This is a genomic window from Caballeronia cordobensis (assembly GCF_001544575.2).
GTDB classification, from domain to species: Bacteria; Pseudomonadota; Gammaproteobacteria; order Burkholderiales; family Burkholderiaceae; genus Caballeronia; species Caballeronia cordobensis.
Window position 1 is genome coordinate 25,756 of record NZ_FCNY02000023.1, and the last position, 23,102, is coordinate 48,857.

A 23,102-nucleotide genomic window follows, 5' to 3' on the forward strand; every position below is an offset into this window, starting at 1 on the left:
AATAACCACGGGGCTTTGCGGGCGATCGAAGGCGTTCGAAGATGCGAAAAAAGTGGAAGACCGCCACAGCCCCGCGTGTGGCGGTCTTCCGTAACGAGGCTCAGAAATGCTCAGGTCCAGCGCAGGCAAGGGAGGCGAAACGATGACGACGAAATCGAAGGCGGCGAAGGTCCAGTCGGGTGAGCACAACCCGCATGCGCTCGAATTGCTGGGCAGAATCTACAGCGATCCTATCAAACGTAGCGCGCTGCTCGCGTCGAACCCGGTGACACGCGGAGCGGCAACGGGGCAGAAGTACGCGCTGCCGATGTTCGGAGACGATGTGGATGTGACGACATATCTAGCGGAACTGCACAAGCAAGCCAGCGCGGTATTGGCGGGCGATATGTCCGGCATCGAAACGATGCTGCTGACGCAAGCGAATACGCTGGACATGATCTTCAATCAACTGGCGCGCAAGGCGGCAAATGTCGAATACCTGAGCCAGTTTCAGGCGCACCTTTCGCTGGCGCTGAAGGCGCAGGCTCAAAGCCGTGTGACGCTCGAAGCGCTGGCCGAAATCAAGAACCCGCGCCAGGTCGCGTTCGTGAGGCAGGCGAACATCGCCCACGGGCCGCAGCAAGTGAACAACGCAACGGACGGCAGCGCGCCGCCCGACGCTCGCGCGCGCGGGAAAAATGGCGAGACGACGAACGGACTATTAACGGACGAAGCTACCTTGTCACGCGAGAGATTGGAACCATCAACCTCGCATCATGCGTTTGGCCAGCGCAGTGAGCGCTAACACTCATCTCCAGTTTCGATTTTCTAATTGGGAGTTTTCGGGTTGCGTGAGTGTCGCCATGTTGACACGCTGACGGCGGAAGTGCCCCTCTCATCGACTTGACCCACAAAGAAAGCAAAACAATGGACGAGAACGAAGTAAGAACGCGCGTGCGCGCGTTGATTGCGAGCGAAATAAGCGGTTGTACCACGGCATTTGCAGAGGCAACGAACCGTACAATTCGCTCGGAAGTCGTACGGGTATATAGGCGCATGGACGAAGAACTCAGCGGGTCGGGCGGCAAGGTCGATTGTGGTCCCGGATGCGACTATTGCTGCTACTACCACGTCATGGTTACTGGCGCCGAAGTGCTCGCCCTCGCGGATTACATTAATGCGTTGCCGATCGAACGCCGCAAACGCCTGACGGATCGTGTGAACAGCACTGCGATGCACGTCGCTCCGCTTAGCTCGGCTGAATACATCCGAACAAACATTCAATGCGCGTTGCTGGAGAACGGACGCTGCGCCGCGTATGAAATTCGACCATCAGCATGCCGTGGTTTTCATTCAAGCAATGTAAAAGGCTGCAAGGCTGCGTTCGATCATCCGACGCTTTCCCATCCGCACGCACTGGACCCTGGTCGCCAAGTGGCGAGCATCGGATACAAAGAAGTTTTCTTGATAGCGCAACATAACGCCGGCTGCGACGCCACCACGTATGAAATGCATACATCCCTTGCGGAAGCTTTGAACAACTCTTCATCGTTCAAGCGGTGGAGGCGAGGCAAGACTGCCTTCCCAAAGGTTCGAGACCGATTGACCATCAACGAACGAATCGGTACGAGTTGAGTCTACAACAATAAGATTTGGTACCGGATAACCGCGAATGCATCCGCCGCCAGCGCGGCGGCGAAAGTTGGCATAGGCGGATCATGATGGGCAGGCGGTGGACGGCGGAACAGCGGGCGCGGCAGGCCGAAGCGATTCGGCGTTGGCGCCCGTGGAAAAGCTCGACGGGGCCTCGCAGTGAATCGGGGAAGCAGATCGCTTCGCGCAACGCCCGCACGCACGGAATGCGTTCGGCGCAGTGGCGAGACGAAGCGCGCCGCCTGAATGCGCTGCTGCGCGAGTGTCGGGCGCGTCTGGGGTGGGACGAATGAACTGCGTTTCATTGCCCGCGCGAGCGGCGGGAAACGCCGTAAATAGGGTAGAAATACGGCAAATCACGCGATGGGCGGCGCGCTCGCAACCACAAAAAGCCCCGCGCGCGGCGCGGCAATGCGTTACAACTCTTCAACCGCCACAAGCGCATCCCGAGCCATCCATTCGAGCGTGCAAAAGAGCGCGGATAGCTCCCTGTGATCCAGAATTCTGTATATGGCTTCTGTGGCTTGTTCTTCGTCCGATAGCAGGCGCAGAAGCGTGACGAGTCCGGTAAGAGCGAAGATTGCGCGTGTCTGACCGTCGACATTTGGCAATGTCATATGATGCCGTCCGCTATAACCGGGTTTGCCGCCGTCTCCAAATATCGACATCCACCCCTCACGCTCCCGTTTGTGTGCCTTTGCTGGGACTGGGTTTGCTTGGTCGCGGGTTGCCTCGTTGGTGGCCGCTCTTGTTCGCTTCCTTTCTTTCATGCTGTCTGCTCCTGTGTGAAGCCCGGAGCCGCGCCCTTCGACGGAAGGGGCGGGCGGGAACAGTGACAAGGTTGGCGGACCGGGACGTAAAACCATTACCGGCAACCCTTGCGGGTTCCCTGCCACGTCCCGCCCATAGGCGAGCATTGGCACCACGCGCCGTTGGTCTAACGGCGGGCGGGGTCTAACGCTTCGCTCGCATTGCGCGAGCGTCGCGGGTTGAATACGTCTACAGGCCGCCAAGCCTGTCCCGACGCAACCACGCGTCGGACTTCATAGAATACGGCACAGCCCCGCAACGCTGATTCTATGGGAGCGTCAAAATTTGTTCATTTAGTTTTGCACTCAACAAGTCGTGAAGCACTGCTTAGGACACGCGCAAGACCAAACAGCATTCGTTCGATTTTGCCTACACAGTGCCTACACGACCGCACAAAACAAAAAGCCCAGTCGCAATGACTGGGCTATCTGCTTGATTTCTTTGGTAGGCCGTACGGGATTCGAACCTGTGACCAACGGATTAAAAGTCCGCTGCTCTACCAGCTGAGCTAACGACCCGAAAGAGGCAAAATTATATTCCGCGTAGTTGTTTCATGTCAATACCCTCGACCAAACAACCACATCAAGCGCGAGGCAAAGCTTCGCCTACTTCACCTGCGCCATCTTGCTCTGCGCGGTCTGCGCGACTTCGGTACCGGCGTACTGCGAGATGATCTGCTGCAGCGTCTGCTTCGCCGCCGCCTTCTGACCTTGCTCGATCTGATTGTTCGCGATCGCAAGGAGCGCCTCGGGCGCCCTCGGATGCGTCGGATACATCTTCACCAGGTCTTGCCAGATCGCCGTCGATCCCTTGTAGTCGCGCTGCGCGTAGAGCGCATTGCCGAGCCAGTAACGCGCCGTTGGCTGATACGGGCTCTGCGGATACTTCGCCACGAACGTCTTGAACGACGCCGCGGCGTTCTTGTAGTCGCCGTTACGGAACTGAGTCGACGCTGCGTTGAACGCTTCCGTCTCGCCGGGCTGCACCGAACCAGTCACGCCGTCGACGGTCTCTTGCTGCGGCTCGAACTTCTTCAAGCGCGTGTCGAGATCGGCGTAATAGTCCTTTTGCTGCTTCTGCAGCGTTGCGACCTGATTGGCCAGATCCTCGTTCTGGCCGCGAACCGTGGCGACCTGCTGGTTGAGCTGGTCGATACGGTTCGATTGATCGAGGATCGTGCGCTGCGCAGCCTGCAACTGATTGGTCAGGCTATCAGTCTTCGTGCGCAGGTCGAGCACGGCTTTACGCGCTTCGTTGTCGTCGAAGACGCCGGCGTGCGCGGGCGCGCTCAGCATCGTCGAACCGGCTACACACGCGGCTGCGGCCAGGCGCAGCAAGGGAAAGCGATACAACATAGGGCGACTCACCCGTATCTGGTTACGTTACTGTTGATAGACGAGGTCGGCACGGCGGTTCTGCGCCCACGACGATTCGTCGTGACCCGTCGCCATCGGCTTTTCCTTGCCGAGGCTCACGGCTTCCATCTGCGAATCCGCAACGCCCATCAGCGACATCGCGCGACGCACGGCTTCCGCACGCTTCTGACCGAGCGCCAGATTGTATTCGCTCGTGCCGCGCTCGTCGGTGTTGCCCTGGATCAGGACGTGACGCTCCGGATGGCTCTTCAGGTACGACGAGTGTTGTTGCAGCAGCGGCTGATAGTCGTCCTTCACGGCATAGCTGTCGAAGTCGAAATAGATGCTGCGCTTGGCGAGCGGGCTGTTCGGATCGTTCAGCGGGTCGATATTGACCTGCTTCACATCCGTCGGGTTCGGCTGCGTGCCGACCGCACCCTTGTTCTGACCTTCGTCGAGCTTCACGCCCGAGTGACAAGCCGCCAATGCGCCGACCATCGCAACTGCCAGGCCGATACGAAGTTTCGACATCATGGTACCTCTCCTTGTGTTGTAGCTGAACGTTGTATTTGAAACGTTATTGCTGGACTTATTGCATGAACGGACCCCAGGACGGCTCGCGCACCGCACCGCCCTGAACTGACAAGACTTGCCGCGTGCGACCGTCGGTCGAAACGGCTGCCAACACGCCACGTCCGTTCACTTGGGTGGCGTAGAGGATGTACTGACCATTCGCCGCGAAACTCGGCGATTCGTCATGCGTCGTGTCGGTCAGCCCCGTCGCCGTGCCGGACGAAAGGTCCTGCAGATACAGCTTGAAGCCGCCGCCAGTGCGCGAAATGTACGCGAGTTGCTTGCCGTCCGGACTCACGCGCGGGCTCGTGTTGTAGCTCCCCGCAAACGTGACCCGCTGGGCCGTGCCGGCGCTTTCCCCCGCCGCCGGCATCTTGTAGATCTGCGGTTGGCCGCCGCGATCGCTCGTGAAGTAGATGGAGCTGCCATCGGGCGAGTAGGCCGGCTCGGTATCGATGGAACTGCCCTGTGTGAGACGGCGCAGGCCCGAGCCGTCCGCGTTGACTTCGAAAATCTGCGTGTTGCCGGTGCGCGAGAGCGCGACCGCGAGCTTGCGGCCGTCAGGCGACCACGCCGGCGCGCTGTTGTTGCCCTTCTGGTTCGACACGACCACGCGACGGCCCGTGGGCAGATCGTGGATGTAGACCACCGGCTTCTTCTTCTCGAAGGAGACGTAGGCGACCTTCGTGCCGTCCGGCGACCACGCCGGGGAGATGATCGGCTCGGGGCTGGACAGCGCGATCTTCGCGTCCTGGCCGTCCGAGTCGGAAATCTGCAGCTGGTAACGTCCGCCCGTCTGAATGACATAGGACAGACGCGTCGCGAACACGCCGCGGCCGCCGAGCAGCTTCGCGTAGATGTAGTCGGCGATCTTGTGCGCGCTCATGCGCAGCCCGCTTTCGGCGGACACAAGCGACAGGCCGCCGAGGTTCTGCTGCTTGACCGTGTCGTACAGACGGAAGCGCACTTCGTATTGGCCGTTCGGCAGCTTGTTCACGCTGCCCGACACGAATGCATCCGCGCCTTTCGCCTTCCAGGCGCCGAGATCGACGGAATCGGATTCCGCAACGGGCGTGCCGCCCGCGTCGATGTTCGTGAACTTGCCGCTTCTCTGCAGATCCTGGCGAATGATCGCGCTGACCTGCTGCGGCGAATTCGCTTCGTTGGCGAAATTGGCCGTCGCGATCGGAAACTGGGTCGAACCGACGCCGGTCACGAGCACGTTCAACTGGGCGTGTGCGGCAGTGCCGGCTGCGATCAGGCAGGACGCGACCAGCGTTTTGAGGCCAAGCTTCGTCATCAAACTCATGCTGTATAGGTTCCAGATAAAAGCGTTTCAAGTGTCCGCGGGCTGCAGAACAGACCCGCGCTCGCACAAATCGTTCCCGCCTGAAGCGGCTTGCTCGGTGCGGGTCAGCCTCCGGCCGGACGCAGCGTGATCGTGAAACGATCCGGCGCCTTGCCGTCGATATCGACTGGCATCGGATCGGAGCGCTGCACCGCGCGCAACGCGGCCTGATCCCACTGCTCGTTGCCGCTCGAACGGGTGATCGTGGCCGAAAGCAGCGTGCCGGACGACGAGCAGCGGACCGACACCACGGTTTCGAGCCCGGCGGTTTCTCCCGCCCACACGATGTTCGGCCGCACGCGGCGCTGCACCTTCTCGGCGTAGCCCGGCGAGGTCGCATTGCCGCCCGCGCCCTTGCCAGTGCCGCTCTTCGCGAGCCCTTCGCCGCTGCCGGCCGAGCCGCCGCCCAATTGCCCTTGCAATTGCGCGAGGCGAGACTTGCGTTCGGCGTCGAGCTTCGCCTTCGCTTCGGCATCGGCCTTGGCTTTCGCCTGCGCCGCGGCCTTTGCCTTGGCGTCGGATTCAGCCTTGGCCTTGGCTTGCGCGTCGGCCTTCGCCTTGGCTTCCTGCTGCTCCTTTTGTTCCTTGAGCTGTTCCTGCTTCTGCGCTTCGGCTTGCTGTTGCTGTTGCTGTTGCTGGCGCTGCTTGTCCTGCTGCGCCTTCTGTTGCTGCTGCTTCTGCAGGTCGGCCTGACGCTGCTGCTCGATCTGCTTCTGCTTGTCCTGCATGGCCTTCTGCTGCGCGGCTTGCGCGGCGAGTTGCTGCTGGCGCTTGGCTTCTGCTTCCTGCTTCGCCTCTTCCTGCTGACGGCGTTGCTCGGCCAACTGCGCTTCCCGCGCGGCGGCTTCCTGCTGCTTGCGCTTTTTTTCCTGCAGGGCGATGTCCGCATCCTCGTCCTTCGCGGGCGGCGGCGCGGGCTGCACTTTCACCGGCGCGGGCGGCGGTGGGGCGGGGCGGGGCGTCGGCGCGGGCGTGTCGGGAATCTCGGTCCAGATTTCCGCTTCCGATCCCGCCGGCGTGTTGTTCTGCCAGTTGATGCCGTGATAGAGAAACCAGCCGAGCAGCAGGTGCATCAACGCCGCGAGCGCGAACGCACGGCCCGTGCCGCGCTCGCGCGGCGGGCGGATCGGTCGCGCGGACGAAGCGCGTGTCTGCCTGTGCAAAAGGGTCATTGCGATTTGACGAGCAAGCCAACGCGCTTGACGCCGCGCGCCTTCATATCGGACATCACGTTCATCACGACTTCGTACTTCACGGTCTTGTCCGCCGCGATCACGACGGGCTGATCGGGGTGCGATTCCTGACGATTGAGCACGAAGCTGTTCAGGTCGTTCATCGTCATTTTCTGCTCTTGCGTCGAGCCGCCTTCTTCCTTGTAGCGGACGTTCATGCTGCCGTCCGCCTTGATGTTGATGACGAGCGGCGGTTGCTGCTCCTGCGGCTGCGCATTGCCGACGGTCGGCAGATTGATGATGGACGGCGAAACGAGCGGCGCCGTCACCATGAAGATGACGAGCAGCACAAGCATCACGTCGATGTACGGCACGACGTTGATGTCGGACATCGCGCGGCGCGAGCTGCCGCGCATGCTGGAACGAGTGGGGCCTGCCATCGCGAACTCCTTCTTAATGCGCCTGACGCTGCAGGATGTTCAAGAACTCTTCGATGAAGGTCTCGAAGCGGATCGCCAGGCGATCGATGTCGTGCGCGTAACGGTTATAGGCGACCACGGCCGGAATCGCGGCGAACAGGCCGATGGCGGTCGCGACGAGCGCCTCGGCAATGCCCGGCGCCACGTTCGCGAGCGTCGCCTGCTGCACGTTGGCCAAGCCGCGGAACGAATTCATGATGCCCCACACCGTGCCGAAAAGACCGATATACGGACTCACCGAGCCGACCGACGCGAGGAAAGCGAGGTTCGCTTCGAGCACGTCCATCTCGCGCTGGAACGCGGCTCGCATCGCACGGCGCGAGCCGTCGAGGATCGCGCCCGGATCGGTGATGCGGCGCTCCTTGCCCTTCAGAAATTCGCGCATGCCGGATTCGAAGATACGCTCCAGCGCGCCGATGGTGTGGCGATTGTTCGCCGCGCTCTGGTAAAGCGCCTGCAAATCGCCGCCCGACCAGAAATCGCGCTCGAAACGCTCGGTTTGCGCGCGCGCGCGACGAATCGCGAACCACTTGCGGAAGATGACGGTCCAGGACAGGAGCGACAGCAGCAGCAGCAGCGCCATCACCGCCTGTGCGAGCAAGCTCGCGTGAACGACGAGAGAAACGATCGACAGGTCTTGTGTATTGTTCATAAAGGTCCGCTGTTACGTCCCGAAAGGGGCGTCCGGCCAAAGAGACAGGCTTTCGTGAAACGGCTGTGAAATAAACGAAAGCCGCGCCATGACCGGCTCATGCTCGTTAATGCTTCCTCTGTTCCCGACGCGTGTTCGTTTCGGGATGCGATGCGTTCATCGGTCAGGTCCGGTCCTGGTTTGCGCCGCTCGACGCCGTGGCGAGCGCGGCATGCGGGCCGCGTTTCAGTCCGTCGAGCACCGCGTCGGGAATGGGGGCAGGGCGCATCGACGCGCGATCCACGGAGGCGACGCGAATGTCGCCGCTCGCGAGGAGCACGCCGTCGCGCCACGCTTCCTGATGAAAATCCACCGATGCGCGCCCCAGCCGCTCGATACGGCTCGCGACACGAATGACGTCATCCAGACGCGCCGGCGAAGTGTAGTCGACCGACGTGCGCCGCACGACGAACACGATGCCGTTCGCATCCGCGAGACGCTGCTGGTCGATGCCGCACGCGCGCAGCCATTCGGTGCGCGCCCGCTCGAAGAACTTCAGGTAGTTCGCGTAGAAGACGATGCCGCCGGCGTCGGTGTCCTCGTAGTACACCCGAATCGGCCACTCGAAAATCAACGGATCACTCACCTTTGCGCCGCTCCGCTCGCGCGGAACCGCAGAAGCGCGTTCCTGCTCGCATTTTGACAAATATTCATCGGCGGCATTTTACCGGAACCGGCAGCACCACTGCCAAATCCTTAGGCAGATTGCGAAATCATCCGCGGTGAATTTGCAACGGTGCGAACGTCTGCGCGACCGGCATCATCTCGATCGCGTTGATGTTCACGTGGGCCGGGCGCGTGGCGATCCAGTAGATCGCGTCGGCGATGTCGTCGGGCGTGAGCGCCTGCACGTTCTCGTAGACGGTCCCGGCTTTCGCGTCGTCGCCCTTGAAGCGCACGTTGGAGAACTCGGTGCCGCCCACGAGGCCCGGCTCGATGTCGGTCACGCGCAGCGCCGTGCCGGCGACGTCCGCGCGAAGGTTCAGGCTGAACTGCCGCACGAAGGCCTTGGTCGCGCCGTACACGTTGCCGCCGGCGTACGGGTACGTGCCCGCTACCGAGCCGAGGTTGAACACGTGCCCGCGATTGCGCTCGACCATGCCCGGCAGGACCGCATGCGTGACGTTCACGAGGCCCGTGCAGTTGGTGTCGATCATGTCTTTCCAGTCTTTCAGGTTCGCGCGCTGGGCGGGTTCGAGGCCGAGCGCGAGGCCGGCGTTGTTCACGAGCACGTCGATTTGCGCGAACGCGGCGGGCAGCGAGGCGATTGCGTTTTTGACGGCGTTCTCGTCGCGCACGTCGAGCTCGACGGGCAGAAGCGCGTCGCCGAGTTCGTTCGACAGCGCGACAAGGCGCTCCTTGCGGCGCGCGGCCGCGATCACGCGGTGCCCGCCTTTCACGAAGGTGCGGGCGATGGCGGCGCCGAATCCGGCAGACGCGCCGGTGACGAAAACGATCATGAGCGGACTCCGAATGAGATGCGATGAGCAAGGCCGAAACGCGCACAGGCGCGCATCCGGCAACGGCGCAAAGGGTACTTCCATTGATGCGGCGCGGCAAGCAATCGCGGGTGCGAACGATCGTGCTTCGAGCGTGCGCGCAGCGGCTGCGCGCGGCCCGGAAAGCCGGTTGCCTAAAGCATGGCAGCCCATTAAACTACAACGCTCAAACCCCGCGTGACTGGCGATAGAATCTTCGGATTCAAGGTGGAGCGACCCACCAGGAAGCGCGGAGCGTCGTTTTGCCGTTCGCCTGGGCAGCTGAGATCCGCACGCCGTTGCTGCGTTGCCGGTGGCTGTCCGTTCTGCGAAACCGGATTCATCCTTCATCCGTCGCGCCTGGACTCCTTCGGTTTCCAGCGTTTTTTGCGTCTGCTTCGAACGCGGCGCACGCGCGATCCGGTCAACCTGTTTTGATCTCACGGAAAACGTATGTTTGACAGAGCCGAAAGCACCCTCGCCAATGTCGATCCCGAATTGCTCAAGGCGATCGAGCAGGAAAACCGCCGCCAGGAAGATCACATCGAGCTGATCGCGTCGGAAAACTACACCTCGCCGGCCGTGATGGCGGCGCAAGGTTCCCAACTCACGAACAAGTACGCCGAAGGCTATCCCGGCAAGCGCTACTACGGCGGTTGCGAGTACGTCGATATCGTCGAGCAGCTCGCCATCGACCGCGTGAAGCAGCTTTTCGGCGCCGAAGCCGCGAACGTCCAGCCGAACTCCGGCTCGCAGGCCAACCAGGGCGTGTTCTTCGCCGTGCTCAAGCCGGGCGACACGATCATGGGCATGAGCCTCGCCGAAGGCGGCCACCTGACGCACGGCTCGCCGGTGAATATGTCGGGCAAGTGGTTCAACGTCGTGAGCTACGGCCTGAACGACGCCGAAGACATCGACTACGACAAGACCGAAGCGCTCGCCAAGGAACACAAGCCGAAGCTGATCGTCGCGGGCGCGTCGGCGTTTGCGCTGAAGATCGACTTCGAGCGCCTGTCGAAGATCGCGAAGAGCGTCGGCGCGTATTTCATGGTGGACATGGCGCACTATGCCGGTCTGATCGCGGCGGGCGTCTATCCGAACCCGGTCCCGCACGCCGACTTCGTCACCACGACGACGCACAAGAGCCTGCGCGGTCCGCGCGGCGGCGTCATTCTTATGAAGGCGGAGTTCGAGAAGCAGATCAACTCGGCCATCTTCCCGGGCATTCAGGGCGGCCCGCTCATGCACGTGATCGCCGCGAAGGCCGTCGCGTTCAAGGAAGCGCTGTCGCCCGAGTTCAAGACGTATCAGCAGGGCGTGATTGACAACGCGCGCGTGCTCGCCGAAACACTGGTGAAGCGCGGCTTGCGCATCGTGTCGGGCCGCACGGAAAGCCATGTGATGCTCGTCGACCTGCGCGCGAAGAAAATCACCGGCAAGGCTGCGGAAGCCGCGCTCGGCGCCGCGCACATCACGGTCAACAAGAACGCGATTCCGAATGATCCGGAAAAGCCGTTCGTCACGAGCGGCGTGCGTCTCGGCTCGCCCGCGATGACCACGCGCGGCTTCGGCACGAAGGAAGCGGAGATCGTCGGCAATCTGATCGCCGACGTGCTCGACAATCCTGAAGACCAGGCGAACCTCGAACGCGTGCGCGCGCAAGTGGCCGATCTGACCAAGCGCTTCCCGGTCTATCGTTAATTCGCGAGCCGAACGCCGATGCGCTGCCCATTCTGCCGACACGAAGATACCCAGGTCGTGGATTCTCGCGTGTCGGAGGATGGCGCGGCCATTCGGCGGCGGCGGCGCTGTCCCGCGTGCGACAAGCGTTTCACCACCTATGAACGCGTCGAACTGGCGCTGCCGAGCGTCGTCAAGAAGGACGGCAGCCGCACCGAATTCGACCGCCGCAAGATCGTCGCGAGCATGAAGCTCGCGCTGAGAAAGCGGCCGGTCGCCGCCGACGCCATCGACGCCGCCGCGTCCCGCATCGAGTATCAGTTGCTCGGCAGCGGCGAGCGCGAAGTGCAGAGCGAACGCCTCGGCGAACTCGTGATGAACGAGTTGCGGCAGCTCGACACCATCGCCTATGTGCGTTTCGCATCCGTCTACAAGCGCTTCGAAGACGTTTCCGAATTCGAAGACGTGATCGATGAATTCCGGCGTGCCGCGCCGAAGAAATCGAGTTCGCGCAAGCGCTGATTTTTTTCGCATCGTTTCCCTCCCTGGCTGAAACCATCCGTTCGCTCGCGCAGTGTGCCGGGCCTCGGGCGCGCTGAACACTCGTCCGTTCGGCTAATGGCGGCGCGCATGCCTTCGCGCTAGATTGAGTTTTTCGGCTCGACTCAATCGATAAGGCATGCAGATGATCCGCGCTTCAAATCAGGGTTTTACGCTCGTCGAACTCTGCGTGGTGCTCGCCGTCATGGCGATTCTCGCGACCTTCGCCGCGCCGTCGTTTTTCGTGTGTCAGACCCGCGATCAGGTCGATGCGCGCGCTCGCGCGCTGTTCTCCACGCTTTCGCTCGGCCGCGCCGAAGCCGTGCGGCGGGGCGCGCGCGTCACGCTGTGCCGGATCGACGCGTCGCGTCATTGCCTCGCGTCGGGGAAAAGCTGCGAGAACGGCGTCGCCGACTGGTCGTGCGGTTGGGCGCTGTTCGTCGATCGCGATGGCGTTTCGACGCTCCTGCGCATGCAGCCGTCGATGACGTCGATCTCCATCGCGGGAACATCGACGGAGCTTTCGTTCACGCCGCCGTCCGGCCAGGTGATCGGTGGATTCCGCAGTTTCGATTTCGCGCCGCGCAGCGCCGATGCCGCCGCGAATCCGGCGTCGCGCCGCTGCGTCCGGCTCGCGTCAGGCGGGCGGGCGCGCATGTCGCAGGGCGCGTGCGGAGCGTCGGCATGAAGCGGACTTGCAGGTACGCGCAACGCGGCGATTCGCTGATAGAAGTGATGATCGCGCTCTCGCTCACGGCCGTTACCGCGCTCGGCGTCGTCGGCCTGCAAGGGGCGCTCGCCCGCGGCGAACGGGCGGCCTTGCTGCGAGAACGCGCGGCGCAAGTTGCGGACTCGGTCGCGGAAGGCGTGCGCGGCGATGCGGATCGCGCGGCGCTCGTGTCGCAATGGCAGGCGCGGGCGGCGTCGATGCTTCCGGCGGGCGACGTCGGGATAGCCGATCGCAGCGATGGCATTCACGTAGCAATCGTGAGCTGGCGCGCGGAAGACCGGTCCGATGCGTGCCCCGAGCCGCAATCGAAGCCGCTCACTTCATGCATCGCGGTGGCGTTCGCACGATGACTTCACGGCCCTTCTCATCGCGCGGTCACACGCTGCTGGAAATGACGATCGCGCTCGCGCTCGGCCTGTTGATCGTGACGGCGTCGCTCTCGCTTTATCGCGCGCAACGCGCGGCGTTCGAACGTGCCGCCGATGCCGCGCGCATCCACGACGCCGGTTCGATCGCGCTCGACATGCTCGGCCAGCAGATCCAGATGGCGGGTTTCGCGTCCGGGCACGACAGGGCGGCGAGCGTCGAAGCGCCGATTTTCGGCTGCGCGCAAGGCCGGGTGGTCGGCACGGAAGCGGCCGCAACGTGCGAGTCGCTCAGCAGCCGGTCCGACGGCGTGCAACTGCGATATGCCGCCGACGCCGTGTCCACGTGGCCGTCTAGCGCAAGCGTGCCGACGGATTGCATCGGCCAGGCGGTATCCGATCCGATCGTCACGAATCGCTTCTATGCGAAGGCCAGCACATCGACCGGCGAGCCGGAGCTCTATTGCGAGGGCGGCGGGAAGCAGGCGCAACCGGTGGTCGAAGGCATCGAACGCATTCGGTTGATGGTCTGGGTGACGGGTTCGGCGTCGCCGCTGGACGCTTCGGCAGTCGCACGCGATCGTTGGCGCGATGCGTACGCCACTGACATTTGCGTGCTCGTGCGCGGCTTCGCGCAGCAGGCGAAGCGAAGAACGACGTACATCGATTGCACCGGCGCGCCCGCCTATGCCGACGATGGCCGCGCCCGACAGACTTTCTGGCGGCGCGTCGCGATACGCAATGCACCGGCGGCGGTGTCCGGAGGCGTGCAATGAAGCGGCGTTCCCGTTCCCGCGGCGTCACGTTGCCGATCGTGCTGATTCTCGCCGCGACGATGCTGATCACCGCGAGCGCATGGCTGCAGACATCGCTCGTGGTGGCGCGCGCGACGGTCGCCGCGCGCGAACGCGTGCAGGCGTTTCATGCGGCGGACAGCGCACTCATCCGCTGTGCCCGGATGCTCTCGCTCGCGTTGCCGGCGGCCACGCAATCGGCGAACGACGAGCCGTCGCGCTGGCGCATGAAGACATCGTTCGAAGGATCGTCCGCTTCGGCGATCGCGCCATTCGCCGCGTGGCCCTATGCGCGCCGTCCGCCGCAATGCCTGATCGAAGCGTGGGCGGGGGCGTCGTATCTCGTCACCGCGCGAGGCTTCGGCGCGTCGGCGGACACCGAAGCGTGGCTCCAGCTTCGCATCGACGTGAACGACGGGATCGTCACGCAACACTGGCGGCGCGTCGTCGCCAAACCATTTTGAGGAATCGGCATGAACGAGCGGAACAAGCAACGCGCCTTCAGCCTGCTGGAGTTGATGATCGCGCTCGGCGTCGCGGCCATCATCGCGACATTCGCCATGCCGACGTATCGAACGCACGTCGCGAAGGCACATCGGCTCGATGCGGCGTCTGCGCTGATGCGCGCGGTTCAGTTCGTCGAAACGGCGCGCCTCGCTCAGACATCGGAAAGCGCGGAGGGCGTCACGCTGGGCGCCGGTCTGGATCAGGCGCCTTCGAATGGCGCAGCGGTGTATCGCGTCGCGATGCTGCCGGAATCGCCGACGAACGGCGGATATTCGATCGCCGCGACGCCCGTCCTGCCCGGCGCGATGGAAGGCGACGCGTGCGGCGCGTTCGTCATCGACGCGACCGGCCTGCGCTGGAATCATCCCGCAGGCTCCACCACGCCGCTCGATGCGGCGCAATCGGCGGCCTGCTGGGCGGGGAAGGGTTGAAGTTCCGCGTCAGAACACCGTCGGATCGACGGCGTCGTTGGAGGTTTCGGGCGCGGCCGACTTCATTTGCTGATAGATGCGCCAGCCTTCCCATCCGGCGAGCGCGAGGCCGCCCCACTTGAGCACCGGCTTCGCGCTGCGCAGCAGCTTCGTTCGCACCGGCTTGGTGAGCACGAGCGAAGCGACCGAGCCGATGATCGGATATTGCTTGAGCAGCAGACCGATGTTTCCGGAACCGAGCAGCGAGCCGAATATCGCGCCGATGCCGCCCGGCGATGCGCGGCGCTTGCCCCAGCGGCGCGATCCGCCGCCCGGCATGAGAAAGCGCAGAAAGCTGAAATGCGTGACGGACGCGCGCAGATCGTAAGTCGCCTGGCGCAGTTCCATGCGCTCGACATCCGCACGCGCGATCAGCAGTTCCTTGCGCAGCGCGCGCATGTGCGGCGTGCGAAGCCTCTGCGTCTTGTCGCGCCTGGGCGTTCTGAAAGTATCGTCGTGTTGGCTCATGGCTGGGTGCGCGCGGGGATTAACGGAAGGTATCGCGGTCTTTGCGGAATTCTTCGAGCGTCTCGTCGAACATGTTCGGCGCGTCGCGCAGGTTGCTGCGCGCGCGCAGTCCGCAGCCGATGGCGATCAGCGCATAGAGCAGCGTGATGCCGCCGAGCGCCTGCCAGCGATACGTGTCCCAGAAGAAAATCGCGATGAGTACGGTGAGCGAGATGAGCGCCATCATGGCGAGCATCATGGCGGCGAGCCCGAGGAATAGCACGCCGATGAGCCGCTCTTTCTCCTCCTGAAGCTCGATGCCGATGAGTTCAAGGCGCGTCTCGAAGATGGCGAAGGCGGAGCTCAGAATTCGTCGCAACGGTCCGGGAGACGATTGCTGCAATGGCCGTTCTGTCGTCATGGCTTGAATGCGAGGGCGCGTTGGTGACGCTTTTTATGATTCCGGTCGGCGCGCGAGGCAGCCGGCCGGTGCGAGTGTCGATCCGCGCGCCCGGGCCAGGCGCTCGCGGTTCAGTCCAACGGGGACCGCGACAGCATTCAGCTTAGCAATCTGCGGGCCATCGATTGAGAGGCGGACGATTACTTGCGGTTGATCAACAGGCCGATGACCATGCCGATCCCGGCCGCGATGCCGATGGACGCCCACGGATGTTCGTGCACGTAATCGTCGGTGGCGCGTGCCGCTTTCTTGCCGCGCTCGATCACGACGACCTGCGCGTCCGCTGCCTTTTCCTTCGCCTGCTTCAGACGCGTGAGCGCCGATTCGCGCAATTCGGAAGCGCGTTCGCCCGTGGCGGTGGCCGCTTGCTTCAGAAGGTCTTCGGCGTCAGCGAGAACGGTTTTGATATCCGACATGAATCGCTCCTTATTGATTTCTGACATTAAAGGCTCCAATCGGTAAGGCTACGTGAATCGTAACCAAAGATGGGATCGCTGACGAGGAAGCTTAGGTCATGCAGCGCGAACTGACGCAGATTCCGTTCCAGTCTCTTACGTATCGCGCGCGTGTGCGATGCCTCGTCAATACGTCGACATCGTATCGGATTGATGCGATCTGACCCGTAAAAGTTTCAGACCCGTATCGAAAGTTACAAAGACAAAGGGCCGGCACACCGTGCCGGCCCTTCCGTTTGAATGGAGCCTGTTTAGAAAAACGCCTGAATGCCGGTTTGCGCGCGGCCGAGAATCAGCGCGTGAATATCGTGCGTGCCTTCGTACGTATTCACGACTTCGAGATTCACCAGATGACGCGCAACGCCGAATTCGTCGGAGATGCCGTTGCCGCCGAGCATGTCGCGCGCAAGCCGGGCGATATCGAGCGCCTTGCCGCACGAATTGCGCTTCATGATCGACGTGATCTCGACGGCCGCGGTGCCTTCGTCCTTCATACGGCCGAGCCGCAGGACGCCTTGCAGACCGAGCGTGATTTCCGTTTGCATGTCGGCGAGCTTTTTCTGGATCAACTGATTGGCGGCGAGCGGCCGGCCGAATTGCTTGCGATCCAGCGTGTATTGCCGCGCCGTATGCCAGCACGCTTCGGCGGCCCCGAGCGCGCCCCACGAAATGCCGTAGCGCGCCGAGTTGAGGCAGGTGAACGGACCTTTGAGGCCGCGCACGTCGGGAAGGATGTTCTCTTCGGGCACGAACACCTCGTCCATGACGATTTCGCCGGTGATCGACGCGCGCAAGCCGACCTTGCCGTGAATCGCGGGCGCGGAAAGTCCCTTCCAGCCTTTTTCGAGGATGAAGCCGCGAATCTCGTCCTTACCGTCTTCTTCCAGCTTCGCCCAGACGACGAAAACGTCCGCGATCGGCGAGTTCGAAATCCACATCTTCGTGCCGGACAGCGAAAAGCCGTTCTGCACTTTCTTCGCGCGCGTCGTCATGCCGGCCGGATCGGAGCCGGCGTTCGGCTCGGTCAGGCCGAAGCAGCCGATCCACTCGCCGCGTGCGAGCTTCGGCAGGTACTTCTCCTTCTGCGCGGCGCTGCCGAACGTGTTGATCGGCACCATCACCAGCGACGACTGCACCGACATCATCGAGCGATAGCCGGAGTCCACGCGCTCGACCTCGCGCGCGATCAGCCCATAGCACACGTAGTTCAGGCCCGGACCGCCATATTGCTCGGGGATCGTGGGGCCGAGCAGGCCCAGTTCGCCCATCTCGCGGAAGATCGCCGGATCGGTCTTTTCCTCGCGAAACGCCTGCATCACGCGCGGTTGCAGCTTGTCTTGCGCGTAGGCATGCGCGGCGTCGCGCACCATGCGTTCGTCTTCCGTGAGTTGCTGATCCAGCAAAAGCGGATCTTCCCAGTTGAATCGGGCGGCGTCGGCCATGTGCTATCTCCTGATTTCCGTGAAGCGCCGCGTGCCGTGGGCGCTTGACATGAGTTCCGCTAAGCGAAACAATGTTTTGCAAATCAAATCCGAGTTTATCATTCGATGTCGACAGATTCCAATCGAAATTCCGCGCGCCATGTGATGTCGGAGGATATCGACGAGCGCAAGTTCGTCGTCGCGCTCGCGCGCGGGCTCGATTTGCTGCGCGCGTTCCGTCCGGGGGAAACGCTGCTCGGCAATCGCGATTTCGTCGAGCGCACGGGCCTCGCCAAGGCTACCGTCAATCGTCTCGCCTACACGCTGACTACGCTCGGCTATCTGCGCTTCGACGAACCGGCGGGGAAATACGCGCTCGACACCGGCGTGCTGTCGCTCGGCTTCACGCTGCTGGCGGGCGCGGACACGCTGGAGCTCGCGCGTCCGCATATGCGTTCGCTTGCGCGCGAGATCGGCGCGGCCGTGTCGCTCGGCTGCCGCGACGGGCTCGACATGATCTATCTCGAAACCATCCGCAGCGAGACGGCGCTGACACTCGGCCTTGCGCCCGGCTCGCGCCTGTCGATGCTCACGAGCTCGATGGGCCGCGCCTATCTCGCCGTGCAGGATCCGGCGGCGCGCGAGGCGCTCTTCGACGAACTCGGCAAAACCGAAGGCGCGGCGCAGGTGGAAGCCGCCCGCCGCGCGATCGAAGACTTCGAAAGAGACGGTTGCTGCTACTCGTTTCGCGACTGGCACGACGACGTGAACGCGATCGCCGCGCCGTTTCGCGACCTGCGCAACGGACGCTGGCTCGTGCTGTCGAGCAGCGGGCCGGCGTCGTCGATGGGCGAGGCGTTTTTCCGCGAAACCATCGGACCGAAGCTGAAGGCCTTGGCCGCGCGTCTCGCGTAAAACGTCAGAGCACGGTCCGGACGTGCCAGAGCTCCGGAAACAGCACGACATCGAGCATCTTGCGCAGGTACGACGCGCCCGCCGTGCCGCCCGTGCCGCCCTTGAAGCCGATGATGCGCTCCACCGTAGTCACATGCCGGAAGCGCCATTGACGGAACGCGTCTTCCAGATCGACGAGCTCTTCGGCCATCTCGTACAGATCCCAGTGTTGCGACGGATCGCGGTACACCGCGAGCCACGCCGCTTCGACGGAAGCATCGTGCGTCGTCGGCTGCGTCCAGTCGCGGTTCAGGCGCGCCGGGTCGATGTCGAAACCACGCCGCGCGAGCAGGCGAATCACTTCATCGTAGAACGAGGGCGCGGCGAGTGTCTCGGTCACTTGCGCGAGAACCTCCGGCCGATGCGCATGCGGCTTTAGCATCTGCTCGTTCTTGTTGCCGAGCATGAATTCGATCTGCCGGTACTGATGCGACTGAAACCCCGACGATTGCCCGAGATACGGCCGCATCGCGGTGTATTCGGAAGGCGTCATCGTCGCGAGGACGTTCCACGCCTGCACGAGCTGCTCGAAGATGCGCGACACGCGTGCGAGCATCTTGAACGCGGGCGGCAATTCATCGCGATGCACCGCCGCGAGCGCCGCGCGCAGTTCGTAGAGCGCGAGCTTCATCCACAGTTCGCTCGTCTGATGCTGCACGATGAAGAGCATCTCGTTGTGATCCGGCGAGAGCGGATGCTGCGCGTTCAGAATTGCATCGAGACCGAGATAATCGCCATAGCTCATCGAATCGGAGAAATCGAGCTTGGCGCCGTGCCAGTCCTTTTCTTGCGTCGCGTTTTGCGTGCCGTGGCCGAAAGGGCAGCCTTGCGTATTGCTCATGGTCGACATTCCTTTCAGGTCACCGAGGCGCGTTCGGCGAATTCCGGCGAACGCCAGCTTTCGGTCGCGAGCACGTCGCGCAGGGTTTCGACGGCGTCCCACACATCGACGAAACGCGTATAGAGCGGCGTGAAGCCGAAGCGCAGAATGCGCGGTTCGCGATAATCGCCGATCACGCCGCGGGCGATCAGCGCCTGCATCACTTCATAACCGTGCGGATGCTCGAAGCTGACCTGCGAGCCGCGTTTCCCGTGCTCGCGCGGCGTCGCGAGTGACAGCGGAAATTCGCCGCAGCGTTCCTCGACGAGCCTGATGAACAGATCGCCCAGCGCGAGCGACTTCTTTCTGAGCGCCTGCATCTCGGTTTGCAGGAACACATCGAGGCCGCATTCGACGAGCGACATCGACACGATCGGCTGCGTGCCGCAGAGAAAGCGCCCGATGCCGTCGTCCGGCCGATACACCGGATTCATCTCGAACGGCTTTTTGTGGCCCCACCAGCCGGAAAGCGGCTGCGAGAACGCGTTCTGATGACGTTTCGGCACCCAGACGAACGCGGGCGAGCCCGGACCGCCGTTCAGATACTTGTACGTGCAGCCGACCGCGTAATCCGCGCCGACGCCGTTCAGATCGACCAGCACCGCGCCCGCCGAATGCGCGAGATCCCAGACGGCGAGTGCGCCCGCGCGATGAATCGTCTGCGTGAGCGCGGCCATGTCGTGCATGTAGCCGGTGCGATAGTTGACGTGCGTAATCATCGCGATCGCGGTGTTTTCGTCGATGGCGGTCTGCAACTCGGACGGATCGTCGACCAGACGCAGCTCATAGCCGCGATCCAGTTGCTCGATCAAACCCTGCGCGATGTACAGATCGGTCGGAAAGTTCGAACGTTCGGAAACGATCACGCGCCGCTTCGGATCGCGCTCGTTGGCGAGCTTCAGCGCCGCCGACAGAATCTTGAAGAGATTCGCGGAAATCGTGTCGGTGACGACGACTTCGTCCTCACCCGCGCCGATCAGCGATCCGAGCTTGTTGCCGAGGCGCTTGGGCAGCGCAAACCAGCCGGCCGTGTTCCAGCTTCGGATCAGGCCTTCGCCCCATTCGGCGCGGATGACGTCGGCGGCGCGTGCGGCGGCGGCCTTGGGCGGCACGCCGAGCGAATTGCCGTCGAGATAGATCACGCCATCGGCGAGCGCGAACTGGTCGCGCAGCGCGAAAAGCGCATCGTCGCGGTCGAGTGCCGCGGCTTCGTCACGATGTTTCATCGAAAAGTCCATATAGTTGGAGATCATCAGGGAAGCGGACGCAGGACGGCGCGAACCGGGCTTGCATCGAGCGTCGAGAATTTGAGCGGCAGCGCGATCAGTTCGTAATCGCCGGGTGCGACGGCATCGAGCACGAGGCCTTCGAGAATCGCCATGCCGTGCGCGCGGATGCGCTTGTGCGCATCCATCGTCTTCGAGTCTTGCGGATCGAGCGACGGCGTATCGATGCCGATGAGCTTCACGCCTTTTTCCGCCAGCAAGTCGATGGTTTCGGGCGCGACCGCGGTGAAAGCGCTGTCCCACGCGTCGAGCGGCGCGTTCGTGTAAGTGCGCAGCAGGATGCGCGCAGGCACGTCGCCGAGAAAATCGGCGATGTGCGCAGGCGTCACGAGCGGCGACGCCCCGATGCAATGCACGACCCGGCACGCGCCGACGTACGTATCGAGCGCGACTTCGCCGATCGGCGCGCCGTGCTCGTCGTAGTGCAGCGGCGCGTCGGCGTGGGCGCCGGTATGTGGCGAGAGCGTGAGCCGCGCGACGTTGACGGGCGAGCCCGCCTCCATGCGCCACACGCGCTCGATGCCGACCGCCGTGTCGCCGGGCCAGACGGGTGTCGCGGTATCGATCGGTGGGGAAATGTCCAGAAGCGTCATGACGCGCCCTAGCAGAAAGCGTGGAGATGCGTCAAATCATAGTCGTGTCATCTCGAAAAGTGCTTGCGAAATAACCACCCAAAAGTGTCGCGCTTAGAACATAATTCGATGAAACGGGCTAGGGGACTCAAAAATGACCGGCTTCACGCTCGATGCAACAGATTGCCGAATTCTGGCGGTACTGCAGGAAGATGGACGGATCAGTAACCTGGACCTGGCGGAGCGCATCTCGCTTTCGCCTTCGGCGTGCTTGCGCCGGATGAGGTTGCTCGAAGAGGAAGGGGTGATCGCGAGCTATCGCGCGTGCCTCGACCGCGAGCGGCTCGGCATCGAACTGGAGGCGTTCGTCCACGTTTCGATGCGCAACGACCAGGAAAACTGGCACGAGAAGTTCGCCGCTGCCGTGCGCGAATGGCCGGAAGTCGTCGGCGCGTTCGTCGTCACGGGCGACACGCATTACGTGCTGCGGGTGCTCGCGCACAACCTCAAGCACTATTCGGATTTCATTCTCTCGAAGCTGTACAAGGCGCCTGGCGTGATCGACATCCGCTCGAACATCGTGCTCCAGACGATGAAAGACGATGCCGGCGTGCCCGTCGCGCTGATCGAGCAGCCGGGACGCGGCCACGCGGTGTGAATTAGTCGAGCGGTCCGAGCGTGTGAAACGCGCCCGCCTGGAAGACGAGCGGCGCGACGTCGCTCGCGTCTTCGCGCAAGCCGCAGCGTTCCACTTCACCGACGAAGATCACGTGGTCGCCTTCATCGTAGCGGCTGCGGTTGTGGCATTCGAACCACGCGAGCGCGCCGTCAAGCACGGGCATGCCGGTGTCGCCCGCGGCGTGCGAGACGCCCGCAAAGCGGTCGCCCTTGACGGTCGCGAAACGCTTGCACAAATCCAGTTGCGACGACGCCAGCACGTTCACCACGTAATGACTGTTCGCACGAAAAACCGGCATCGACGCCGATTTCGTCGCGAGACTCCACAGCACGAGCGGCGGATTCAGCGACACGGAGTTGAACGAACTCGCGGTGATGCCGATGAGCTGCCCGGAATCGGTGCGCGTCGTGATCACCGTGACGCCGGTCGCAAACTGGCCGAGCGCGGCGCGAAACGCGGTGGGATCGAAGTTCGGGGTTTTGGCGCGTGTCATTGGGCAGAGTGTGCTACCGAGCCGGCCGCGCGTCGCGCTACAGTCGGAAGGACCTTTTCAGAAGTCATGTAAAAGCGGGAGATTTGTTTCGATTCTATCGGAATCGGCTGCCGGTAGCCGCCATTTGCCAGCAATCGGGAGGGCTTCGGCGCGAGTGGGCCAAACCCAGTAAGCTCGAATTCATCGCGTTCGTGTCACGGAAGTTGAAGAAATCGATGCGCGCATCCATATGCATGATCCGCGGCGTGTCCGCAAGCACTTGATGAGGAGTTGGCGCATGACCCAAGGGAAGAGTGAAACCGCAACGCTCGGCGGCGGATGTTTCTGGTGCACCGAAGCCGTGTTTCTGGCGGTGCAGGGCGTGGAGTCGGTCGAATCGGGCTATGCGGGCGGCAAGGTGGTGAATCCGTCCTACGAGCAGGTGTGCAACGGCGACACCGGTCACGCCGAAGTGGTGAAGGTCGTGTTCGATCCGTCCGTCATCGGCTACCGCGAAGTGCTCGAAATCTTCTTCGCGACGCACGATCCGACGCAACTCAACCGGCAAGGCAACGATGTCGGCACGCAGTATCGTTCGGCCGTATTCACGCATTCGGACGAGCAGCGCAAGACGGCGCTCGAAGTGATCGACGAATTGCAGCGCGAGGATATCTACGGCGGCAAGATCGTCACGCAAGTCGTGCCGCTCGACGACGACTACTATCCCGCCGAGGCGTATCACCAGAACTACTTCGCGCAGCATCCGAATCAGGGCTATTGCGCGGCGGTCGTCGGGCCGAAGGTCGCGAAGTTCCGCAAGAAGTTCGCGCATCGGCTGAAGGCGTGATGCGT

General features: G+C 63.0%; 29 protein-coding genes, 1 tRNA gene and 1 riboswitch. Of the genes, 12 read left to right on the plus strand and 18 right to left on the minus strand.

Features of this window, described 5'->3' with window-relative positions; translation table 11 throughout:
- Positions 1-142: 142 nt before the first annotated feature.
- The gene (locus AWB70_RS31325) at positions 143-784 is read left to right on the plus strand and encodes a hypothetical protein (RefSeq protein ID WP_235024398.1); all 642 of its coding nucleotides are present in this window, start codon (positions 143-145) and stop codon (positions 782-784) included.
- Between the two features lie 122 nt (positions 785-906).
- Positions 907-1,614 (plus strand): YkgJ family cysteine cluster protein, encoded by a 708-nt coding sequence (locus AWB70_RS31330; RefSeq protein ID WP_082378073.1) that lies wholly within the window; start codon positions 907-909, stop codon positions 1,612-1,614.
- A gap of 434 nt (positions 1,615-2,048) precedes the next feature.
- Here AWB70_RS31330 and AWB70_RS38545 read toward each other — a convergent pair whose 3' ends face one another.
- The 10 genes from AWB70_RS38545 to ydfG form a co-directional block, all read right to left on the minus strand.
- A complete protein-coding gene (locus tag AWB70_RS38545) occupies positions 2,049-2,402 on the minus strand; it encodes a hypothetical protein (protein ID WP_143281728.1) in 354 nt (117 codons plus the stop codon).
- Between the two features lie 482 nt (positions 2,403-2,884).
- A tRNA-Lys gene (locus AWB70_RS31345) sits at positions 2,885-2,960 on the minus strand.
- An 87-nt stretch (positions 2,961-3,047) separates the two neighbouring features.
- The gene (ybgF, locus tag AWB70_RS31350; protein ID WP_045451016.1) at positions 3,048-3,797 is read right to left on the minus strand and encodes a tol-pal system protein YbgF; all 750 of its coding nucleotides are present in this window, start codon (positions 3,795-3,797) and stop codon (positions 3,048-3,050) included.
- Between the two features lie 27 nt (positions 3,798-3,824).
- The gene (gene pal, locus AWB70_RS31355) at positions 3,825-4,331 is read right to left on the minus strand and encodes a peptidoglycan-associated lipoprotein Pal (protein ID WP_014192228.1); all 507 of its coding nucleotides are present in this window, start codon (positions 4,329-4,331) and stop codon (positions 3,825-3,827) included.
- A 55-nt stretch (positions 4,332-4,386) separates the two neighbouring features.
- Entirely contained in the window at positions 4,387-5,679 is a 1,293-nt protein-coding gene (gene tolB / locus AWB70_RS31360) for a Tol-Pal system beta propeller repeat protein TolB (RefSeq protein WP_053568721.1), read from the minus strand.
- Between the two features lie 104 nt (positions 5,680-5,783).
- On the minus strand, positions 5,784-6,890 hold the full coding sequence (gene tolA / locus AWB70_RS31365) for a cell envelope integrity protein TolA (RefSeq protein ID WP_053568720.1): 1,107 nt from the start codon (positions 6,888-6,890) through the stop codon (positions 5,784-5,786).
- Positions 6,887-7,330, minus strand: coding sequence for a protein TolR (gene tolR / locus AWB70_RS31370; RefSeq protein WP_014192225.1), 444 nt, complete (start codon positions 7,328-7,330; stop codon positions 6,887-6,889). Before tolR ends, tolA begins: the two co-directional genes overlap by 4 nt.
- Before the next feature lie 13 nt (positions 7,331-7,343).
- Positions 7,344-8,021: a protein TolQ gene (gene tolQ / locus AWB70_RS31375; protein WP_014192224.1), complete on the minus strand. Its 678-nt coding sequence runs from the start codon at positions 8,019-8,021 to the stop codon at positions 7,344-7,346.
- A gap of 163 nt (positions 8,022-8,184) precedes the next feature.
- Positions 8,185-8,646, minus strand: coding sequence for a tol-pal system-associated acyl-CoA thioesterase (gene ybgC / locus AWB70_RS31380; protein ID WP_014192223.1), 462 nt, complete (start codon positions 8,644-8,646; stop codon positions 8,185-8,187).
- A 127-nt stretch (positions 8,647-8,773) separates the two neighbouring features.
- Positions 8,774-9,520 (minus strand): bifunctional NADP-dependent 3-hydroxy acid dehydrogenase/3-hydroxypropionate dehydrogenase YdfG, encoded by a 747-nt coding sequence (ydfG, locus tag AWB70_RS31385; RefSeq protein WP_053568719.1) that lies wholly within the window; start codon positions 9,518-9,520, stop codon positions 8,774-8,776.
- 206 nt (positions 9,521-9,726) lie between these two features.
- Positions 9,727-9,825: riboswitch (ZMP/ZTP riboswitch) on the plus strand.
- Between the two features lie 166 nt (positions 9,826-9,991).
- On the opposite strand from ydfG, the gene glyA reads away from it, so the two are divergent.
- The 7 genes from glyA to AWB70_RS31420 all read left to right on the plus strand — a co-directional run bounded on the left by glyA (position 9,992) and on the right by AWB70_RS31420 (position 14,585).
- The gene (glyA, locus tag AWB70_RS31390; protein ID WP_014192221.1) at positions 9,992-11,239 is read left to right on the plus strand and encodes a serine hydroxymethyltransferase; all 1,248 of its coding nucleotides are present in this window, start codon (positions 9,992-9,994) and stop codon (positions 11,237-11,239) included.
- 18 nt (positions 11,240-11,257) lie between these two features.
- The gene (gene nrdR, locus AWB70_RS31395; protein WP_014192220.1) at positions 11,258-11,740 is read left to right on the plus strand and encodes a transcriptional regulator NrdR; all 483 of its coding nucleotides are present in this window, start codon (positions 11,258-11,260) and stop codon (positions 11,738-11,740) included.
- 157 nt (positions 11,741-11,897) lie between these two features.
- Positions 11,898-12,446, plus strand: a complete 549-nt coding sequence (locus AWB70_RS31400) for a GspH/FimT family pseudopilin (RefSeq protein WP_053568718.1) — start codon at positions 11,898-11,900, stop codon at positions 12,444-12,446.
- Complete coding sequence (locus tag AWB70_RS31405) at positions 12,443-12,838, plus strand: type IV pilus modification PilV family protein (protein ID WP_053568717.1); 396 nt, start codon at positions 12,443-12,445, stop codon at positions 12,836-12,838. Before AWB70_RS31400 ends, AWB70_RS31405 begins: the two co-directional genes overlap by 4 nt.
- Positions 12,835-13,629 carry a PilW family protein gene (locus AWB70_RS31410; RefSeq protein WP_053568748.1) on the plus strand — a complete coding sequence of 265 codons (795 nt, stop codon included), beginning with the start codon at positions 12,835-12,837 and terminating at the stop codon, positions 13,627-13,629. The genes AWB70_RS31405 and AWB70_RS31410 overlap by 4 nt, the downstream gene beginning before the upstream one ends.
- Positions 13,626-14,111, plus strand: coding sequence for a pilus assembly PilX family protein (locus AWB70_RS31415; RefSeq protein WP_053568716.1), 486 nt, complete (start codon positions 13,626-13,628; stop codon positions 14,109-14,111). The genes AWB70_RS31410 and AWB70_RS31415 overlap by 4 nt, the downstream gene beginning before the upstream one ends.
- 9 nt (positions 14,112-14,120) lie before the next feature.
- Positions 14,121-14,585, plus strand: coding sequence for a type IV pilin protein (locus AWB70_RS31420; RefSeq protein ID WP_053568715.1), 465 nt, complete (start codon positions 14,121-14,123; stop codon positions 14,583-14,585).
- A gap of 9 nt (positions 14,586-14,594) precedes the next feature.
- Here the strand turns inward: AWB70_RS31420 and AWB70_RS31425 are convergent, their stop codons facing one another.
- The 4 genes from AWB70_RS31425 to AWB70_RS31440 form a co-directional block, all read right to left on the minus strand.
- A complete protein-coding gene (locus AWB70_RS31425; RefSeq protein ID WP_053568714.1) occupies positions 14,595-15,092 on the minus strand; it encodes a DUF3318 domain-containing protein in 498 nt (165 codons plus the stop codon).
- 19 nt (positions 15,093-15,111) lie between these two features.
- A complete protein-coding gene (locus tag AWB70_RS31430; RefSeq protein WP_014192213.1) occupies positions 15,112-15,492 on the minus strand; it encodes a phage holin family protein in 381 nt (126 codons plus the stop codon).
- A gap of 179 nt (positions 15,493-15,671) precedes the next feature.
- A complete protein-coding gene (locus tag AWB70_RS31435; RefSeq protein ID WP_014192212.1) occupies positions 15,672-15,974 on the minus strand; it encodes an ElaB/YgaM/YqjD family protein in 303 nt (100 codons plus the stop codon).
- Between the two features lie 263 nt (positions 15,975-16,237).
- The gene (locus tag AWB70_RS31440; protein ID WP_014192211.1) at positions 16,238-17,428 is read right to left on the minus strand and encodes an acyl-CoA dehydrogenase; all 1,191 of its coding nucleotides are present in this window, start codon (positions 17,426-17,428) and stop codon (positions 16,238-16,240) included.
- A gap of 105 nt (positions 17,429-17,533) precedes the next feature.
- On the opposite strand from AWB70_RS31440, the gene AWB70_RS31445 reads away from it, so the two are divergent.
- The gene (locus AWB70_RS31445) at positions 17,534-18,322 is read left to right on the plus strand and encodes an IclR family transcriptional regulator (protein ID WP_014192210.1); all 789 of its coding nucleotides are present in this window, start codon (positions 17,534-17,536) and stop codon (positions 18,320-18,322) included.
- Between the two features lie 4 nt (positions 18,323-18,326).
- Here the strand turns inward: AWB70_RS31445 and kynA are convergent, their stop codons facing one another.
- From kynA to kynB, 3 genes are read right to left on the minus strand one after another with little or no spacing between them, the layout of a single operon-like run.
- On the minus strand, positions 18,327-19,202 hold the full coding sequence (gene kynA / locus AWB70_RS31450) for a tryptophan 2,3-dioxygenase (protein ID WP_053568747.1): 876 nt from the start codon (positions 19,200-19,202) through the stop codon (positions 18,327-18,329).
- Positions 19,203-19,216: 14 nt separating this feature from the next.
- Positions 19,217-20,467, minus strand: a complete 1,251-nt coding sequence (kynU, locus tag AWB70_RS31455) for a kynureninase (RefSeq protein ID WP_053568746.1) — start codon at positions 20,465-20,467, stop codon at positions 19,217-19,219.
- Positions 20,468-20,493: 26 nt separating this feature from the next.
- Entirely contained in the window at positions 20,494-21,120 is a 627-nt protein-coding gene (gene kynB, locus AWB70_RS31460; protein WP_053568713.1) for an arylformamidase, read from the minus strand.
- A gap of 133 nt (positions 21,121-21,253) precedes the next feature.
- Between kynB and AWB70_RS31465 the strand changes: the two genes are divergently transcribed.
- The gene (locus AWB70_RS31465; protein WP_014192206.1) at positions 21,254-21,757 is read left to right on the plus strand and encodes an Lrp/AsnC family transcriptional regulator; all 504 of its coding nucleotides are present in this window, start codon (positions 21,254-21,256) and stop codon (positions 21,755-21,757) included.
- A gap of 1 nt (position 21,758) precedes the next feature.
- Here AWB70_RS31465 and AWB70_RS31470 read toward each other — a convergent pair whose 3' ends face one another.
- Entirely contained in the window at positions 21,759-22,271 is a 513-nt protein-coding gene (locus AWB70_RS31470; protein WP_014192205.1) for a flavin reductase family protein, read from the minus strand.
- 277 nt (positions 22,272-22,548) lie between these two features.
- Here AWB70_RS31470 and msrA point away from each other — a divergent pair, with 277 nt between their 5' ends.
- Complete coding sequence (gene msrA, locus AWB70_RS31475) at positions 22,549-23,097, plus strand: peptide-methionine (S)-S-oxide reductase MsrA (RefSeq protein WP_053568712.1); 549 nt, start codon at positions 22,549-22,551, stop codon at positions 23,095-23,097.
- Positions 23,098-23,102 lie beyond the last annotated feature (5 nt).

Bases quoted from the DNA above. Each gene is read 5' to 3' on its own strand.
- AWB70_RS31430 (WP_014192213.1), bottom strand. From the start codon at position 15,492: ATGACGACAGAACGGCCATTGCAGCAATCGTCTCCCGGACCGTTGCGA.
- AWB70_RS38545 (WP_143281728.1), bottom strand. From the start codon at position 2,402: ATGAAAGAAAGGAAGCGAACAAGAGCGGCCACCAACGAGGCAACCCGC.
- AWB70_RS31445 (WP_014192210.1), top strand. From the start codon at position 17,534: ATGTCGACAGATTCCAATCGAAATTCCGCGCGCCATGTGATGTCGGAG.
- kynU (WP_053568746.1), bottom strand. From the start codon at position 20,467: ATGAAACATCGTGACGAAGCCGCGGCACTCGACCGCGACGATGCGCTT.
- AWB70_RS31400 (WP_053568718.1), top strand. From the start codon at position 11,898: ATGCAGATGATCCGCGCTTCAAATCAGGGTTTTACGCTCGTCGAACTC.
- AWB70_RS31330 (WP_082378073.1), top strand. From the start codon at position 907: ATGGACGAGAACGAAGTAAGAACGCGCGTGCGCGCGTTGATTGCGAGC.
- msrA (WP_053568712.1), top strand. From the start codon at position 22,549: ATGACCCAAGGGAAGAGTGAAACCGCAACGCTCGGCGGCGGATGTTTC.
- AWB70_RS31435 (WP_014192212.1), bottom strand. From the start codon at position 15,974: ATGTCAGAAATCAATAAGGAGCGATTCATGTCGGATATCAAAACCGTT.
- AWB70_RS31405 (WP_053568717.1), top strand. From the start codon at position 12,443: ATGAAGCGGACTTGCAGGTACGCGCAACGCGGCGATTCGCTGATAGAA.
- AWB70_RS31420 (WP_053568715.1), top strand. From the start codon at position 14,121: ATGAACGAGCGGAACAAGCAACGCGCCTTCAGCCTGCTGGAGTTGATG.
- tolB (WP_053568721.1), bottom strand. From the start codon at position 5,679: ATGAGTTTGATGACGAAGCTTGGCCTCAAAACGCTGGTCGCGTCCTGC.
- tolR (WP_014192225.1), bottom strand. From the start codon at position 7,330: ATGGCAGGCCCCACTCGTTCCAGCATGCGCGGCAGCTCGCGCCGCGCG.
- AWB70_RS31415 (WP_053568716.1), top strand. From the start codon at position 13,626: ATGAAGCGGCGTTCCCGTTCCCGCGGCGTCACGTTGCCGATCGTGCTG.
- ydfG (WP_053568719.1), bottom strand. From the start codon at position 9,520: ATGATCGTTTTCGTCACCGGCGCGTCTGCCGGATTCGGCGCCGCCATC.
- AWB70_RS31410 (WP_053568748.1), top strand. From the start codon at position 12,835: ATGACTTCACGGCCCTTCTCATCGCGCGGTCACACGCTGCTGGAAATG.
- tolA (WP_053568720.1), bottom strand. From the start codon at position 6,890: ATGACCCTTTTGCACAGGCAGACACGCGCTTCGTCCGCGCGACCGATC.
- kynA (WP_053568747.1), bottom strand. From the start codon at position 19,202: ATGAGCAATACGCAAGGCTGCCCTTTCGGCCACGGCACGCAAAACGCG.
- AWB70_RS31440 (WP_014192211.1), bottom strand. From the start codon at position 17,428: ATGGCCGACGCCGCCCGATTCAACTGGGAAGATCCGCTTTTGCTGGAT.
- AWB70_RS31425 (WP_053568714.1), bottom strand. From the start codon at position 15,092: ATGAGCCAACACGACGATACTTTCAGAACGCCCAGGCGCGACAAGACG.
- AWB70_RS31325 (WP_235024398.1), top strand. From the start codon at position 143: ATGACGACGAAATCGAAGGCGGCGAAGGTCCAGTCGGGTGAGCACAAC.
- pal (WP_014192228.1), bottom strand. From the start codon at position 4,331: ATGATGTCGAAACTTCGTATCGGCCTGGCAGTTGCGATGGTCGGCGCA.
- kynB (WP_053568713.1), bottom strand. From the start codon at position 21,120: ATGACGCTTCTGGACATTTCCCCACCGATCGATACCGCGACACCCGTC.
- ybgF (WP_045451016.1), bottom strand. From the start codon at position 3,797: ATGTTGTATCGCTTTCCCTTGCTGCGCCTGGCCGCAGCCGCGTGTGTA.
- nrdR (WP_014192220.1), top strand. From the start codon at position 11,258: ATGCGCTGCCCATTCTGCCGACACGAAGATACCCAGGTCGTGGATTCT.
- tolQ (WP_014192224.1), bottom strand. From the start codon at position 8,021: ATGAACAATACACAAGACCTGTCGATCGTTTCTCTCGTCGTTCACGCG.
- glyA (WP_014192221.1), top strand. From the start codon at position 9,992: ATGTTTGACAGAGCCGAAAGCACCCTCGCCAATGTCGATCCCGAATTG.
- AWB70_RS31465 (WP_014192206.1), top strand. From the start codon at position 21,254: ATGACCGGCTTCACGCTCGATGCAACAGATTGCCGAATTCTGGCGGTA.
- AWB70_RS31470 (WP_014192205.1), bottom strand. From the start codon at position 22,271: ATGACACGCGCCAAAACCCCGAACTTCGATCCCACCGCGTTTCGCGCC.